The following is a 15785-nucleotide window of genomic DNA, read 5'->3' on the forward strand; positions in this document are numbered from 1 at the left end:
ATTAAATTCCGAAACCCCAATTGCGAAAGCAGTTGGGGTTTTGTTTTTGCGCGCGAAAAATGGTGCGCGGAAAAGGACAGCCCAACGACTGTCCTCGTACATCAGTGAAACTTCGGCAGCACGTGTTCTGCAATCTCCTCGATGATCTCCCCGACTGGGCGCTCGCTGCGGCGTAGATGCAATCCAACATGCTGCACACCCGCTTCACGCAAAGCCTGAAGTTCGTCGATCAGCGCCAGGCGCCCGGTGCTTCCACCGAAATGAATACGCCGCATCGGCGCATGTGGATTGGCCGCCAGATCCAGATGCACAAAGCTGATGTAAGGCTTGTCACCGCCCACCTCACGCCACAGCCCGACCCGACGACGATGTTCATCCGGCGTCCCCGGATAAGCCAGCCAACCATCCATATGCTGACCAATCCAGGCTGGAGATTGCTGCCCAAGACCCGCCACCAGCAAAGGCGCCGACTGCTCGCGCTCCGGAAGCAGACGGGCACCCGCCGGCAAACGACCTTCCCCCTGACTGCGCAACAACTCAACCGTCTCGCGAAAAACTTCGCCACGCTGATCGTAATTCACGCCAAACAATGGATATTCCATCGGCCGATCACCGCTGGCCACGCCCAGCAGCAGGCGTCCATCACTCAACTCATCGACACTATTGGCCGACTTGAGTGTCAACCAGGGCTGCCGCAACGGAAGCACGACCGCCGCTGTCCCCAACATGATGTTGTCGGTAATCCCGGCCAAATAACCCAGATATGAAAAGGTCTCGAACACCTGCGCAGCATCGCCGAAGTGAGGGTCGTAGACCGGTACATCCCGAACCCACAAGGCTCGGAATCCGGATTGGTCAGCCATTCGCGCCAAGACGGCATGTTGCTTCAGGTCAGGCACACCGAACGGACGCCCATCGGCAACCCGTAATCGCTGGCCATCACTCGACCAGTCATTATCGAGCGGCAGCTCAAGCCCAATGGAAAACCCTTTCGAACCCAGTAATCGTTGAAATCGTGGATGCATGAACGTCTCCAAATAACGCAATAACAGGCATCCAGTATCTCCAGCGCAATCACCAGGAAAAACGCATGAATGGGAATATCAATCTTGAGTAAATCGCACGAATCTCGACACCAGTTACATTAAAGAAATCTCACAAAGTGACCGGACCGTTTTTGCTATGGTGCAGCTCATTTTTTCCACGGAATGATTCAAGCCCCAAGGATTGGCGCCTCCTCCAAAAGAGTTGCAACAGAAATGCCCGAAGCAATCCCCATCAAGGACCACGAAAAAGAGACACGTCTGGTCAACAGAAGACTGATGGCCTGCGCCCTGTTCGTTGTCGCCATCACCTGTGCGCTGGTAGTGCGGATGTATGTCCTGCAGGTGGTCGAGTTCGACTATCACTCCACCATCTCTGAAAACAACCGCGTCCACGTCCTGCCGATCACCCCCACTCGTGGCCTGATCTACGACCGCAATGGCGTAGTGCTCGCGGACAACCGGCCTAGCTACAACCTGACCATCACCCGCGAACGCGCCACCGACGTCAAGCAAGAGCTGGACGAGGTGGTCTATCTGCTGCACCTGCCGCCTGAAGATCGCACGGTGTTCGACAAGGCCATGAAACAGGCCCGTCACCCATTCGTACCGGTGACGCTCTTTTACGAATTGACCGAAGAGCAGATCGCGGTACTGGCGGTTAACGAATTCCGCCTCCCAGGCATCGATGTCGAACCGCAATTCGTGCGCCATTACCCGTACGCAGAACACTTTGCCCATTCCATCGGCTACGTCGGCCGCATCAACGAAAAAGAGTCCAAGACGCTGGATTCCGTCGAGTACCGTGGTACGCAATCCATCGGCAAGACCGGCGTCGAAAAATTCTACGAATCCGAACTGCATGGCCATGTCGGTTACGAAGAAGTCGAAACCAATGCCCAGGGTCGTGTACTACGAGTGCTCAAACACACCGACCCGATACCCGGCAAAAACATCGTACTGAGCCTCGACGTCAAACTGCAGGAGGCCGCCGAGCAGGCTCTCGGCGATCGACGCGGTTCTGTCGTCGCGCTCGATCCGTCGACCGGTGAAGTGCTGGCCATGGTCAGCAAACCCAGCTTCGACCCGAACCTGTTCGTCACCGGCATTAGCTTCAAGGAGTACGCGGCGCTGCATGACTCCATCGACCGGCCGCTGTTCAACCGCGTTCTGCGCGGCCTCTACGCCCCGGGCTCGACCATAAAACCGGAAGTCGCCATTGCCGGACTGGACGCCGGCATCGTCACCCCACAGACCCGCGTCTTCGATCCCGGCTACTACCAGCTCCCGGATTACGATCACAAATACCGCAACTGGAACCACAGCGGCGATGGCTGGGTGAACATGGACGCGGCGATCATGCGCTCCAACGACACCTACTTCTACGACCTGGCCCACAAGCTGGGGATCGACCGTCTGCACGACTACATGGCGATGTTCGGCCTGGGTGAGAAAGTCTCCCTGGACATGTACGAAGAATCCCCGGGCCTGATGCCTTCCCAGGCCTGGAAGCGCGCTACACGCCGTCAGGCCTGGTTCCCCGGTGAGACGGTGATCCTCGGCATCGGTCAAGGCTACATGCAGGTCACGCCGCTGCAACTGGCCCAGGCTACCGCTCTGATCGCCAACAAGGGCGTATGGAATCGTCCTCACCTGGCGCAGACCGTCGATGGCGTAGCGCCGGTGGACGAGCACCCGATGCCGAACATTCTGCTCAAGGATCCCCGCGACTGGGAGCAGGTCAACCACGGCATGCAGATGGTGATGCACGATGCCCGCGGGATCGCGCGGGCAGCAGCGGCAGGGGCGCAGTATCGTATCGCCGGCAAGAGCGGCACGGCGCAAGTAGTGGCGATCAAGCAGGGCGAGCGCTACAACCGCGAGAAAACCCGCGAGCGTAACCGCGACAACGCCTTGTTCGTCGGCTTCGCTCCGGCGGAACATCCGAAGATCGTGATATCGGTGATGATCGAAAACGGCGAGGCCGGTGGTCGCGTCGCCGGCCCCGTGGTGCGGCAGATCATGGATGCTTGGTTACTCGATCAGGACGGCCATCTGAAACCGCAATACGCCGCCCCGAGCAAGGTCCCGGGCGATCCTCACGTTTAAACAGGCAAGGGCTTCACAGCACAGGCTCACGAATACTGAGCATGTGCTGGAAGCTCTCCAGAAACACCGTTTCCGCCTGACTCATCTTCTGCTCGCGATTCCACAGCAGCTGGATATCGAAATCCACCACGCCATTTTCCGGCGGCAAGGGCCACAGCAGACCCTGTTCTACATCCCGGCGTACCAGATGCGTCGGTAAACAGCCAATGCCATAACCTGCACAGATCAACCGGTAAATTTCTTCGAAACTGGTGGAGGAGGCGACGATCTTGCCGGTGAAACCTTGCTGATCGCGAAACAGCGTCAGCGGTGACAAATTGCCGCCCAATTGATCGCTGGTGAAGCTGACGAAGTTCTCCGCCGCCAACTGCTCCAGGGTCAAATTCTCCTGCCCGAACAACCGATGCCGCTGCCCGCAGAAGTAGGCGTAGGTCTCGCGAAACAGCACCCGTTGCTCCAGTCGCGGCTGCGGCAAACGGCACAGGCCGACGCCGACCGTCGCGGTCTTTTGCAGCAGCGAACTGATGATGTTCGAGCTGCCCATCACCTCGACTTCCAGCTCAATTTTCGGGTGGGTTTCATGGAAGTCCGCAAGAAACTCATCGTAGTGCCGCGCCTGCACTCCGCTGACAGTGAGAATGCGGATCTTGCCCACCACGTCGTCATGACGGCTTTCCACCACCGTGCCCAGACGTGAAATATCGCCATAGATATCCGCCGCAATGCGCAGCACTTCCTCACCGGTTTCCGTCAGATCGAAGCGCCGTCCGCTGCGGGCAATCAGCACGCATTCCAGCTGTTCCTCGAGCCGTTTGAGCGCCTGACTCACCGCCGACTGCGTGATGTGCAGACGGGCGGCGGCGCGGCTCATGCTGCCTTCCTGGCCAATCACCAGATAAGTGCGCAGCAGATTCCAGTCGAGCCGGTCATTGAGAAAACGCCGGCCGACCCAAGGGTTGGCGCCAGAAGACATAAAAACTCCATGTAGTAGCAGGGCTAATAGTAAAGATAAGAATTTGAAAATTGACTAATCCTGGCACGGAAGCGATAAAGCCCACAAGCGCCACAGAGCGCAACCGTCACCAGCCTTAACACCTGCCCAAAACTATAAGTACACAGGGTCCTTGCATGCACACTACGCCCCAACCGCGCCGAGCCGCGGCCGCCGCCTTCATTGGCACGACCATCGAGTTCTACGATTTCTACATCTACGCCACCGCGGCGGCGCTGGTGCTTGGGCAAGTGTTTTTCCCCAGCAGCGATCCGGTGATGAGCACCCTGGCGGCTTTCGGCAGTTTCGCCGTCGGCTTCATCGCCCGCCCCATGGCCGGGATGGTGTTCGGGCATCTGGGCGATCGTCTGGGACGCAAGAAAATGCTGCTGGTGACCATGGCCCTGATGGGCGTCGCCACGGCGGGCATCGGCATGTTGCCCAGCTACGCCAGCGTCGGCATCTGGGCCCCCATCGGCCTGATCGTGCTGCGGGTGATCCAGGGGATTTCCGTCGGCGGCGAGTGGGGCGGGGCGGTGCTGATGGCCAGTGAGCATGCGCCGGCCAAACGCAAGACTTTCTATGCGTCGTTCGCCCAACTCGGCAGCCCCGCCGGTTTGCTGCTGGCCTTGATTGCCTTTCGCCTGGTGACTCCCCTGGAGCCGGATGAATTCCTCGCCTGGGGTTGGCGTCTGCCGTTCCTGTTCAGTGGCGTGTTGATGATGGTCGGGCTGTTGATACGCTCCGGGGTTCATGAATCGCCGGAGTTTGCCAAGGCCCAAAAAAATCATGAAACCGCCAAATACCCGGTGATGGACGTGATCCGCACCTGCTGGCGGCAGATCCTGTTCGCGGCCGCCGCCGTGACCATCGGCTCGGCCGGGTTCTTCTTCACCAACACCTTCATGATCACCTACGTGACCCAGTACCAGGGCATCGCGCGCTCGACCATTCTCGATTGCCTGTTCCTGGTAACCATCATCCAGCTGCTCTCCCAACCGATTTCGGCGCTGCTGGCCGAACGCATCGGCGAGGACCGTTTCCTCAAGCTGGTGGCGCTGCTGTGCATGGTGACGCCGTACCCGATGTTCCTGCTGGTGGGCACGCAAAACATCCTGCTGATGACCCTCGGCATCGCCATGGCCGTGGTGATTCTTTCGGCGCTGTACGCGGTGATCGCCGGCTACATGACCCAGGCCTTCCCGGTGCATCTGCGCTACTCGGGGATTTCCATCGCTTACCAATTGGCCTGCGCCGTGGCCGGCGGCACCACACCGCTGATCGGCACGCTGCTGGCCAGCAAGTTTTCCGGACAATGGTTGCCGCTGGCGGTGTTCTTCACCTTGCTCTCGGCCGTGTCCCTGATCGGTGTTTGCGGCCTGGCCCGCCTGCGCGCCAACCCGGTCGTCACCCACGCTGTCAAAGAGGTGTATTCGTGAGTAAACCCGCACATATCGACCCGGTCGAATGGCAAGCCCGTTGCGAACTGGCGGCACTGTATCGCCTGGTCGCGCACTTTCGCATGACCGATCTGATCGACACCCATATCACCCTGCGCATCCCGGGGCCGGAGCATCACTTCCTGATCAACCGCTACGGGGTGATCTTCGACCGCATGCGCGCCTCGGACCTGGTGCGCATCGATCAGGAAGGCCGCGTGGTGGACCCTGAATACGCAGGCCATCGGGTCAACGCCGCAGGCTTCGTGATTCATTCGGCGATCCACATGGCGCGCCCGGACCTCAACTGCGTGATCCACACCCACACTGCCGCCGGCATGGCGGTCGCGGCGCAGAAGCAGGGCCTGCTGCCGATCACCCAGCACGCGCTGAAGTTCTACGGCAAGCTGGCCTATCACACCTACGAAGGCATCGCCTTGTCGCTGGACGAGCGTGAGCGTCTGATCGCCGACCTCGGTCCGCATCGGGCGATGATCCTGCGCAACCACGGCCTGCTGGTCGGTGGCTCGAGCGTGGCCCAGGCATTCCAGGAAATTCACTTTCTGGAGCGTGCCTGCCAGGCGCAGGTCCAGGCGCTGGCCGGTGGTTCGGAGCTGCATTACCCCTCGCCGGAAGTCTGCGCGCACACCGCCGAGCAGTTCGACCGCGATGAGCAGGACAACATCATCGACCTGGCCTGGCAGGCGGCCCTGACCCTGATCGAATCCCAGCGCGAGTCCTATCAGTCATGAATACCGTGGTCCTGCTGTCCCGCGACAATGTGCTGCTCAAGCAACTGCAGGCCGCGTTCGCTCGCAGTGCGCCGCAACTGACCACCGTGCTGGCCGATGACCCGAGGGCCGTCGACGCACAGATGGCGGCGTGCTGGTTTCCGTTGCCGGGCAGCCTTGCGGCATTGCCCAACCTGCAGGTGATTCATTCGGTGGCCGCCGGCATCGATCATCTGGATCACGACCCATCGTGCCCGGACCTGCCGATTTGCCGAGTGGTGGACCCCGGCCATCGCCAGGGCATGACCGAGTACGTGCGCTGGGCGGTGATTCACTATCACCGTGGCTTCGATCAGGTGCTGTCGCAACAGCGCGAACAGCGCTGGGAACGGCCGCTGCAACGGGCGGCGGGGCAGTTCAAGGTCGGGGTGATGGGGCTCGGTTCGCTGGGCAGCGCCATCGCCCTGGACCTGGTCGCCGCCGGTTACGACGTGCGCGGTTGGGCGCGGCGCACCAAGGATCTTTCGGGGGTGCACACCTTTGCCGGTGCACAACACCTTTACGACTTTCTCGACGGTGTGGAGTTGCTGATCAACCTGTTGCCATTGACCCACGAAACTCGCGGCATTCTCGGGCGCGACACCTTCGAAAAACTGGCCAACGGCGCAGTCCTGGTCAATTGCGGTCGCGGCGGTCACCTGAATATCGATGACCTCGAACAGGCCTTGGCCCGAGGACAACTGCGCGGCGCCTCGCTGGATGTCTTCGAGCAGGAACCGCTGCCGGTCGACGACCGCCTGTGGACCATGCCCGGCGTCACCATCACCCCGCACATGGCCTCGGCGGCCTCACATGACTGCATTGCCGAACAGGTAGCGGAAAACTTCCGTCGATTGCATGCCGGCGAGCCGCTATTGAACTGCGCCGACCGACTACTGGGTTACTGAACTAAGCATTATTCAAACAACAACCAAGCCCTGCGAACTCGCCCACTTAGTTAGTTGGGCGAGCCATAACAACAAACTTCGCCTCAACCGATTTACTGCCAGTCCAAAACAATTAAATAAATTCCTGGAGACAGTGATGAGCGATCTATCGTCCGCAGAAAAGTCCGGCGCACCGCCGCAAGTTGCCATCAGCATGAAGAAGGTCGCGGTGGCCAGCGTGATCGGCACCACCGTGGAGTGGTACGACTTGTTCGTGTTTGCCACGGCCTCGGCGCTGGTATTCAACAAAGTGTTCTTCCCGGATTTCGTGCCGTTGATCGGCACTCTGCTGGCCTTCGGCACTTTCGCGTCGGCGTATCTGGCGCGGATTGTCGGCGCGGCCTTGTTCGGGCATTTCGGTGACCGTTTGGGACGCAAGTCGATGCTGTTGATTTCGCTGCTGACCATGGGCGCGGCCACGTTCGCCATCGGTCTGTTGCCGGATTTCGCCACCATCGGCATCTGGGCGCCGATCCTGTTGTTGCTGCTCAGGGTCGTTCAAGGTTTGGCCTTGGGCGGCGAGTGGGGCGGGGCGGTGTTGATGGCGGTGGAGCATGCGCCGGCCAACAAGCGTGGCCTCTACGGTTCCTGGGTGCAGATCGGCGTGCCTGCCGGAACCCTGATCGCCAACCTGGCCTTCCTGCTGATTGCCGCCTGCATGTCCCCTGAAGACCTGTTGGCCTGGGGCTGGCGAATTCCGTTTCTGGCCAGCGTGCTGTTGATTGCCGTCGGCTTATACATCCGCCTGAACATCTCGGAAACCCCGGCCTTCAACAAGGTCAAGCAAGCCGACGTACAGGTGAAGATGCCGCTGGCCGAAGTGTTCCGCAAGTACTGGAAGCAAGTGGTGCTGGGCGGTGTCGCCACCATGTCCACCGGCGCATCGTTCAACATAATCGTCGCCTTCGGCCTGACCTACGGCACGCAGAATCTGGGCTTCAGCCGCAGCACGATGCTCGGTGTGGTGCTGCTCTCATGCGCCTGGTGCATCGTCATGTTGCCGGTGTTCGGCGCGCTCTCCGACCGCTTCGGACGCAAGCCGATCATCGTCGGCGGCATCCTCGCCGAAGCGCTGGTGGCGTTCCCGATGTTCTGGTTGATGGACACCAAAGAGCTGTCCTTGGTGGTCTTCGGCTACCTGTTGCTGATGACCGCGTTTGCCGCCAACTACGGTCCCATCGCGACCTTTCTCGCCGAACTGTTCGGCACCCGCGTGCGCTATTCCGGGTTGTCCATCAGCTACATGCTCTCCGGCCTGCTCGGCAGCGCGGCCACGCCGATCGTCACCACCGCCTTGCTGGCCGCTACCGGCAAAGGCTCATCGGTGGCCTGGTACATGATCGGCGCGGCGCTGATTTCCCTGGTGGCGCTGTTGCTGCTGACCGAGACCTTCAAGCAGGACATCAGCGAAATCCCCGAAGCCGCCGCCAAAGACAACACGACCTCCGACAAACCTTTCAAATCGGCTGCGGCCTGACCCAAGGAACCCATCAGCATGCGCAGAATTCAATCGGCCCCGGGCTACATCGGCCCGGTCGGCCCTTACTCACAGGCGGTGGTCAGCGGCCACCTGGTATTCACCGCCGGGCAGATTCCGGCCCGCGACAACCTCGACGAACAGCCCGCGGATTTTACAGAGCAGGTGCGGCAAACCCTGCGCAATCTGGAGGCGATCCTGATTGAAGCGGGTTCGGATTTCAGCCACGTGATCAAGGTCAACGCCTACCTGACCGACCCCGCGCAACTGGAGCCGTTCAACGCGGTGTATCGTGAATTCCTCGGCCACGCGCCACCGGCCCGCACCACCGTCTGTGTGGCGCTGTGGGGCGTTTCGCTGGAGATCGACTGTGTCGCCGAATTGATAAACAGGGAGCCGCAACATGGATGAGTCGCAACTGATCGAACAGCTCAAGGCGTTGAGTTTTCCGACCCTGGGGCATTTTCTCGAAGAAGGTTTCGCCGATCCGCAACTGCGCGCCATGGTGCCCAACGTGAAAGTGGTGGGTCGCGCGTTGACGCTGAAACTGAAAGGCGCCGACGCCATCGCGGTCAATCACGCCCTGGCGCAAATCAGACCGGGCGATGTGCTGGTGATCGACACCGATGGCGATCATCGCCACGCCCCGGTCGGCGCGGTCACCAGCTGCGCGGCACAATGCGCGGGGGCGGTGGCGATTGTGGTGGACGGTGCGGTGACCGACCTTCTGGAACTGCGCGAAGGCGGGCTGCCGGTGTTCGCCCGTGGCACCAGCCTGCTAACCACCAAGCTGCACGGTCGCGGCGACAGCATGATCAATCAGCCGATCCACTGCGCGGGCGTGACGGTGAAGGCGGGGGATTGGGTATTGGCCGACGACAACGGCGTGCTGTTCCTCGATACGGCAACGGCAGCAGAAGTCATCGAGCGGGCCCTGGCTTCGGACCGCGCCGAGCCTCGCCTGCTCGAACGCTTGCGTTCTGGTGAACCGATCGGGCAGGTGTTGCGCGTCTAGTCGGTAAGCCGTTGCTGCAGGCTTTCGAGAAAGATCGTCTCGGCACGGCTCATGCGCTGTTCGCGGTTCCACAGCAAATGAATGTCCACATCGGCAATGCCTTCGTGGGGCGGCAGGCGCCAGAGCAATCCGGCGTCGACGTCGGCCGCCACCACGTGTTCGGGCAGGCAGCCGATTCCGAAGCCGGCGATCACCAGTCGCCGGACTTCCTCTAGGCTTGGCGATGAGGCAACGATGCGTCCGCTGAAGCCCTGCTGATCACGAAAGATCGTCAGTGGTGAGAGCATGCCGCCGATCTGGTCGCTGGTGAAGCTGACGAAATTCTCCTTCTGCAAATCCCCTTCGACGACGTTCTGCCGGCCGAACATTGCATGGTGCTTGCCGCAGAAAAACGCATAACGCTGACGCAGGAACAGGCGTTGTTCCAGGCGCGGTTGCGGGCGGCGGTTGAGGCTCAGACCCAGGGTCGCGGTTTTTTCCTGAAGGGCGCTGACGATGTCCGAGCTGCGCATCACCTCGACTTCCAGATCGACTCGCGGATGCTGGCGATGGAAGTCGGCGAGGAAGTCATCGAAGCGCTCGGAAAAGATCCGGCTGATGATCAGCAGGCGCACCTTGCCGATCACTTCGTCCGCCGGCTGTTCCAGGGCGCTGCTGACCTGGGACATCTGCCCGTAGATTTCGCCGGCCAGGGCGAAGATCTGCTCGCCGGCTTCGGTCAGGGCAAAGCGCGGTCCGCGACGGGCGATCAGTTGCCGGCCCAGCTGTTCCTCAAGACGCTTGAGCGCCTGGCTTACCGCCGGTTGCGTCAGGTGCAGGCGAGCGGCGGCGCGGCTGATGCTCAGCTCCTGGCCGATCACGCGGAAGGTGCGCAGCAGGTTCCAGTCCAGGCGGTCGTTGAGCAGGCGTTGCATAGGCGGTCATCAAAATCCGGAAAATGAAGGATCCCCGACCCGTTGCAAGTGCAGGGGAGGGTCGCAGGATCCTAGCATTGTCAGGCGTGCGGCACAGGAGGATTCAGTTGGTGACCAGCAGTTCGGGGCCCAAGTAGGCGTTGATCTGATCGATATCGTCATCGCCCAGACTGCCCACCGACGAAGCCAGGCGCAGGCGCGACATCAGGTAGCGCAGCTTGGCTTCGAACAGATCGTGGCGGGCGACGAACAGCAGTTCTTCGGCATTGAGCACGTCCGAGTTGGTGCTGGTGCCGCCTTCCTTGAAACCCTTGCGGGTCGAGGCCAGTGAGCGTTCGTTGGACAGCACGGCTTTCTCCAGCGCGCGCACGCGTTTGGCGCCGCTCTGCACGCCGGCGTATTCGCGGGTGGTGCCGGAGATCACTTCCTGGCGAGTGGCGTCGAGTTCATCCTGCGCTTTGTAGCTGTTAGCGGCGGCCTGGCGAGTCAGGGCGCTGACACCGCCACCGCTGTACAGCGGGAAATTCACTTCCAGGCCGATCGAGCCATAGCGGTTGCGTTGATTGATCTCGGTGATCGATTGGCTCTCGCCTGCGGTGTAGCCGGCGATGAAGTCCAGTGTCGGCCAGTGCCCGGCCTTGGCCCGCTTCACTTCTTCTTCGGCGAGGTTCTGACTGTAGCGGCGCGCATGAATCAGCGGGCTGTCGGCTTGGGCCTTCACCAGCCAGTCCTGCAGGCCGCTGGGCATCAGCGGTGGCGTATCGAAGGCCGGTTGCAAGGTGGTCAGCGATTCGGGCGTTTCGCCAATGTATTCCACCAGTTTGCGCAGGGCGTTGACCAGGTTGTCCTGAGCTTCGATCAGTTCGGCATCGGCGAGATCGCGGCGTGCGGCCGATTCGTCGACATCGGTGATGGTGCCGGCGCCCAGTTCATGGCGGCGTTTGGCCGAGGCCAGTTGCTCCTCGAAAGCGGTGAGTTTGGACCGGGCCAAGGTGATGGTTTCACTGGCCAGCAGCGTATCGAAATAACTTTGCGCGAGACGCACCGCGGCGTCCTGGCTCTTTGCATCGAACACTGCGACGCTGTAGTCGGCCCGTTGCTGACCCTGGCGGTACTCGGCCATTTTCTGTTTGTTGAACAGCGGCTGGCGCAAACGCACGTTGGCGCCCTTGGAGTCGTAGTGCAGATCGTTGTCGACGCCGTTCTGGCGTTGCGAGCCATTGACCTTGTTGTTGTAGGCCGAGGCGTTGACCTGTGGCAGCAGGCCGGCGGTGCCGATGGCGCGGTTTTCCGCACCGGCTTGCTTTTCGTGGATGGCGGCCTGATAGATCGGGCCCTGATACTGCAACAGATCCCAGGCTTGCTTGAGGTCCATCGCGGGGGCTTGCAGGGACAACCCCAGAAGGCAGAAGAGCAGGCAATGACGTTCCATTTCATTGTTCCTTGAAGGAGCTGTCCACACGTTCGAGCATCGGCTTGAGCAGATAACTCATCAAGTTGCGCTCGCCGGTCTTGATGGTGACGCTGGCGGGCATGCCCGGGCGGATGTGATTGCTGCCCAGCAGATTCATGCCGTCGGACGTCACTTCCACCTGTGCCAGATAGAAGGGTTGCTTGCTTTCCTCGTCCATCAGGCGGTCGGCGGAAATGGTTTTTACCCGGCCTGGAATGTTCGGAGTGCGGGCATGGTTGAAGGCCGGGAAGGAGATGTCCACGTCCAGGCCAGGAACCATCTTGTCGATGGCCTGCACGGGAATCATCGCGTCGACCTGCAGCGGTTCGTTCACCGGAACGATTTCCATGATCTTGAAGCCCGGCTGGATGATCCCGCCGACGGTGGCGATGCTCAAGGACTGGACCATGCCGTCGATGGGCGAGCGAATCACCGTGTGGGTCACTTCATAATCCAGCGCGCGCAGACGGTCGGCCAGGGTGGTGTTTTCCTTGGCGGTGTCGGTCAGCTGTGATTCGACTTCCTTCAGGTAGTCGTGCTGGCGCTGCAGGATGCGCAATTTGATTTCGGTGGTCTGGCTGCGCACCCGGGCAATGTTGTTGAGGTTCTCGGCCTGGTTGGCAGAGAGGTCGGCATTGCTGCGCTCCAGCTCCAGCAGGCGGTTGCGCGGCACATAACCTTCGGCCGCCAGCACGCGGGTGCCTTGCAGTTCCTGGTTGAGGAAGTTGATCTGCGAGGCACGGGCGCCATACACCTGTTGCAGGCCCTTGAGCTGCACCGCCGAGGCCGCGAGGTTTTCCTTGAGGATGCTGATCTCGCCGGCAAGACCCGCGCGCCGGGTGTCGAGCAGACGCTGCTGCAGATCCATGGCGGCCATCAGGCGATGATCGCCCTGGTATCGGCTGAGCAGCTCGGGGTCGTAAGTCACTTCATCGCGATCGTCCCGCTCTGCTTCCAGGCGATTTTCCACGGTCTTGCTGACGATGTACTGGGCGCTGATCGCACCCTGTTCGGCAATGGCCCGCAGCGAGTCGAGGCGCACCACCTCCTGGCCTTTTTTCACCACGTCGCCTTCGCGCACGAGGATCGCCTCCACTGTGCCTCCGGTCAGGTGCTGCACCGCCTTGCGATTGCTGGTGACCTTGACCGTGCCGGTGGCGACCACGCCGGCATCCAGCGGCGCCAGCCAGGACCACAGCAGGAATCCGCCGAAGCCTGCGATCACCAGCCACATGCCCCAGATCGCAGGCCGGGCCGCATTCAGGTCCACCAGGCTCTTGGCATCGGCGGGAATCATCTCGGTGTGTTGAGTCATCTGCATGGTCGGTCACTCCCGTGCCTTGGCCGAAGCCAGCGGAGTCGGCGCGGTGGCAGGCATAACAGCGGCCTTGCGCAGCGCGGTGAATACTTCATCGCGGGTACCGAGCATCTGCACACCGCCGTCGCGCAACATCAGCACCTTGTCGACGGCGCAGAGTACGTTGGGACGGTGGGAAATCAGGATGACGGTGGCGCCGCGGTTCTTGAGTTCGGCCAGTGCATCGACCAGAGCCTTTTCCCCGACGTCGTCGAGGTTGGCGTTCGGCTCATCCAGCACGATCAAATTGGGTTCGCCGTACAGCGCGCGGGCCAGGGCGATACGTTGTTTCTGGCCACCGGACAGCGGGCTGCCATCGGTATCCAGGCGAGTGTCATAGCCGTGTGGAAAACGCAGGATCATCTCGTGCACGCCCGTGGCCTTGGCGGCACGAATGACCGCGTCGCTGTCCACTTCACCGAAGCGCGCGATGTTGTCGGCGATGGTGCCCTCGAACAGCTCCACGTCCTGTGGCAGGTAGCCAAGCCAGGGGCCGAGCTCGCTCTTGTTCCAGTTGAAGATGTCCGCGCCGTCCAGGCGCACCTTGCCGGCCTGTGCCGGCCAGACACCCACCAGCAGGCGTGCGAGGGTGGATTTGCCCGAAGCGGACGGGCCGATCACCCCAAGGCTTTCGCCCGGCACGAGGCTGACGCTGACGCCACGCAGAATGGTGGTGTTGGTACCGGGGGCGCCGGCGTACACGTTCTCCACGGCCACCATGCCTTGCGGCCGTTGCAGCGACATGCTCGGTGGCCGGCGCGGAAACTCGAACAGCATGTCGTTGAGCCGACCCCAGGCCGAGCGACAGCCCAGCAATTGCTTCCACGAAGCGATGACCTGTTCCACCGGACCCAGCGCACGGCCGGTGAGGATCGAGCAGGCAATCATCATCCCCGGGGTGATCTTGCCTTCGATGGCCAGCAACGCACCAGCACCGAGGATCAGCGACTGCAAGGTGATTCGCACGAACCGCCCGGTGCTGCTGATCAGTGCCGCGCGGTCGGAGGCCAGGGTCTGCATTTCCAGAATGCGCAGATGACTCTGGAACCAGCGCTTGCTGATCGACGGCAGCATGCCCATGGCCTCGATCACTTCGGCGTTGCGCAGGTTGTTGTTGGCATAGAGCGAAGAGGAGAGGGCGGCCTGGTTGGCTTCGGCCAGCGGCTTTTGCGTAGCCTTTTCGGTGAGATAAGCCAGCCCCATGAGAATCATCGAGCCTGCGAGCGTAAGCAGGCCAAGCAGCGGGTGAATCAGATAAGCCACGAACAGGTAAATCGGTGTCCAAGGCGCATCGAAGAATGCGAACAGGGAATTGCCGGTCACAAACTGGCGAACCTGCGAGAGATCCTGCAGGGCCTGAGCCGGGTTGCCACCGGCGCGACTCAAGTTGCGCTCGAAGGCGGCGGTGAAGATGCGTCGGTTGAGTTCCATGTCCAGGCAGTTGCCGACGCGGATCAGCACGCGGGTGCGGACCATCTCCAGCAATGACATCAGCAGGAACAGACCGATCACCAGCACGGTGAGCATCGTCAGCGTCGTCACGTTGCGACTGACCAACGCTCGATCATAGACCTGCAGCATGTACACGGCGGGCGTCAGCATCATGATGTTGATGACGCCACTGAACGCAGCCAAAGAGTAAAAACTGCGGCGCAAACGAAAGAGCGCATCAGCCAATTCGGAGCGCGGGCTCGACTGTTTGGGCATGTCGCTCACCCCTCATCAAAACGCCAGTCATTCTTGCCGTGTAACAACTGACAGATGTCAAAAGTAATTCCTTCTCATTCAGGTCGCTCTGGCGGCGAAGCTCTGAAATGCCTGCGTTGCTCCCATAAGCTGGAGCGTAGTTCCGACGTAACAGTCTGAAATATCTTTTCGCTCTAAGGTTGCTCTCAACTTTCTATATATCTTTTGAAAACAGCTATTTGGCGAGGTTGCTGCCAGTCGTCAGCTTTTTCGCCAGCGAATTGACATTCCTTTCCTATAGAACTTTAGTCTTAGGTGTTGGGCGAGTCATCCGCCTGATGCCTGCCATCATTCTGGCGGTGCGCGGTGAGGTGGTTTTCCCGCAGGAGCACAACATGTCGATCATTTCGTTGGTTCGCAAAGTGAAGGGACACTTCAGTACGTTCGCCTTTGCTTCCCGATTCCATGGCCCGCCAGGGGCTCGTTTTCGCTTTGCCTGATCGCTGAGCGAACGCTCATTTTTCGCAAATTCCAGGTGTGTATTCCGGGTGCCCGCTGACGGCGTTCCCGCGACCGCTTTCGCC

The 15785-nt window shown here is 60.9% G+C and carries 14 protein-coding genes; 8 read left to right on the forward strand and 6 right to left on the reverse strand.

Going from position 1 to position 15785, the window contains the following annotated elements:
• Positions 1-101: 101 nt before the first annotated feature.
• Positions 102-1025 (reverse strand): TIGR03571 family LLM class oxidoreductase, encoded by a 924-nt coding sequence (locus tag ACW9JE_RS12290; protein ID WP_457432907.1) that lies wholly within the window; start codon positions 1023-1025, stop codon positions 102-104.
• A 234-nt stretch (positions 1026-1259) separates the two neighbouring features.
• On the opposite strand from ACW9JE_RS12290, the gene mrdA reads away from it, so the two are divergent.
• Positions 1260-3152, forward strand: a complete 1893-nt coding sequence (gene mrdA, locus ACW9JE_RS12295) for a penicillin-binding protein 2 (protein ID WP_457432908.1) — start codon at positions 1260-1262, stop codon at positions 3150-3152.
• Positions 3153-3165: 13 nt separating this feature from the next.
• Here mrdA and ACW9JE_RS12300 read toward each other — a convergent pair whose 3' ends face one another.
• The gene (locus ACW9JE_RS12300) at positions 3166-4125 is read right to left on the reverse strand and encodes a LysR family transcriptional regulator (protein WP_457432909.1); all 960 of its coding nucleotides are present in this window, start codon (positions 4123-4125) and stop codon (positions 3166-3168) included.
• A 155-nt stretch (positions 4126-4280) separates the two neighbouring features.
• Here ACW9JE_RS12300 and ACW9JE_RS12305 point away from each other — a divergent pair, with 155 nt between their 5' ends.
• The 6 genes from ACW9JE_RS12305 to ACW9JE_RS12330 all read left to right on the forward strand — a co-directional run bounded on the left by ACW9JE_RS12305 (position 4281) and on the right by ACW9JE_RS12330 (position 9791).
• On the forward strand, positions 4281-5582 hold the full coding sequence (locus ACW9JE_RS12305; RefSeq protein WP_457432910.1) for an MFS transporter: 1302 nt from the start codon (positions 4281-4283) through the stop codon (positions 5580-5582).
• On the forward strand, positions 5579-6334 hold the full coding sequence (locus ACW9JE_RS12310; RefSeq protein ID WP_457432911.1) for a class II aldolase/adducin family protein: 756 nt from the start codon (positions 5579-5581) through the stop codon (positions 6332-6334). The genes ACW9JE_RS12305 and ACW9JE_RS12310 overlap by 4 nt, the downstream gene beginning before the upstream one ends.
• Positions 6331-7260 carry a 2-hydroxyacid dehydrogenase gene (locus ACW9JE_RS12315; RefSeq protein WP_457432912.1) on the forward strand — a complete coding sequence of 310 codons (930 nt, stop codon included), beginning with the start codon at positions 6331-6333 and terminating at the stop codon, positions 7258-7260. The genes ACW9JE_RS12310 and ACW9JE_RS12315 overlap by 4 nt, the downstream gene beginning before the upstream one ends.
• Positions 7261-7396: 136 nt before the next feature.
• On the forward strand, positions 7397-8776 hold the full coding sequence (locus tag ACW9JE_RS12320; protein WP_457432913.1) for an MFS transporter: 1380 nt from the start codon (positions 7397-7399) through the stop codon (positions 8774-8776).
• Between the two features lie 18 nt (positions 8777-8794).
• A complete protein-coding gene (locus tag ACW9JE_RS12325; RefSeq protein WP_457432914.1) occupies positions 8795-9187 on the forward strand; it encodes a RidA family protein in 393 nt (130 codons plus the stop codon).
• The gene (locus ACW9JE_RS12330) at positions 9180-9791 is read left to right on the forward strand and encodes an RraA family protein (RefSeq protein ID WP_457432915.1); all 612 of its coding nucleotides are present in this window, start codon (positions 9180-9182) and stop codon (positions 9789-9791) included. Before ACW9JE_RS12325 ends, ACW9JE_RS12330 begins: the two co-directional genes overlap by 8 nt.
• Here the strand turns inward: ACW9JE_RS12330 and ACW9JE_RS12335 are convergent.
• The 4 genes from ACW9JE_RS12335 to ACW9JE_RS12350 all read right to left on the reverse strand — a co-directional run bounded on the left by ACW9JE_RS12335 (position 9788) and on the right by ACW9JE_RS12350 (position 15222).
• Entirely contained in the window at positions 9788-10705 is a 918-nt protein-coding gene (locus ACW9JE_RS12335) for a LysR family transcriptional regulator (RefSeq protein ID WP_224536881.1), read from the reverse strand. The genes ACW9JE_RS12330 and ACW9JE_RS12335 overlap by 4 nt on opposite strands.
• 103 nt (positions 10706-10808) lie before the next feature.
• Complete coding sequence (locus tag ACW9JE_RS12340) at positions 10809-12137, reverse strand: TolC family outer membrane protein (RefSeq protein ID WP_224536879.1); 1329 nt, start codon at positions 12135-12137, stop codon at positions 10809-10811.
• A gap of 1 nt (position 12138) precedes the next feature.
• Positions 12139-13479 (reverse strand): HlyD family type I secretion periplasmic adaptor subunit, encoded by a 1341-nt coding sequence (locus tag ACW9JE_RS12345; protein WP_175379728.1) that lies wholly within the window; start codon positions 13477-13479, stop codon positions 12139-12141.
• A gap of 6 nt (positions 13480-13485) precedes the next feature.
• Positions 13486-15222: a type I secretion system permease/ATPase gene (locus ACW9JE_RS12350; RefSeq protein WP_457432916.1), complete on the reverse strand. Its 1737-nt coding sequence runs from the start codon at positions 15220-15222 to the stop codon at positions 13486-13488.
• A gap of 317 nt (positions 15223-15539) precedes the next feature.
• On the opposite strand from ACW9JE_RS12350, the gene ACW9JE_RS12355 reads away from it, so the two are divergent.
• A complete protein-coding gene (locus ACW9JE_RS12355) occupies positions 15540-15701 on the forward strand; it encodes a hypothetical protein (protein ID WP_457432917.1) in 162 nt (53 codons plus the stop codon).
• Positions 15702-15785: the final 84 nt, after the last annotated feature.

Source organism: Pseudomonas sp. SDO55104_S430, assembly GCF_054070595.1.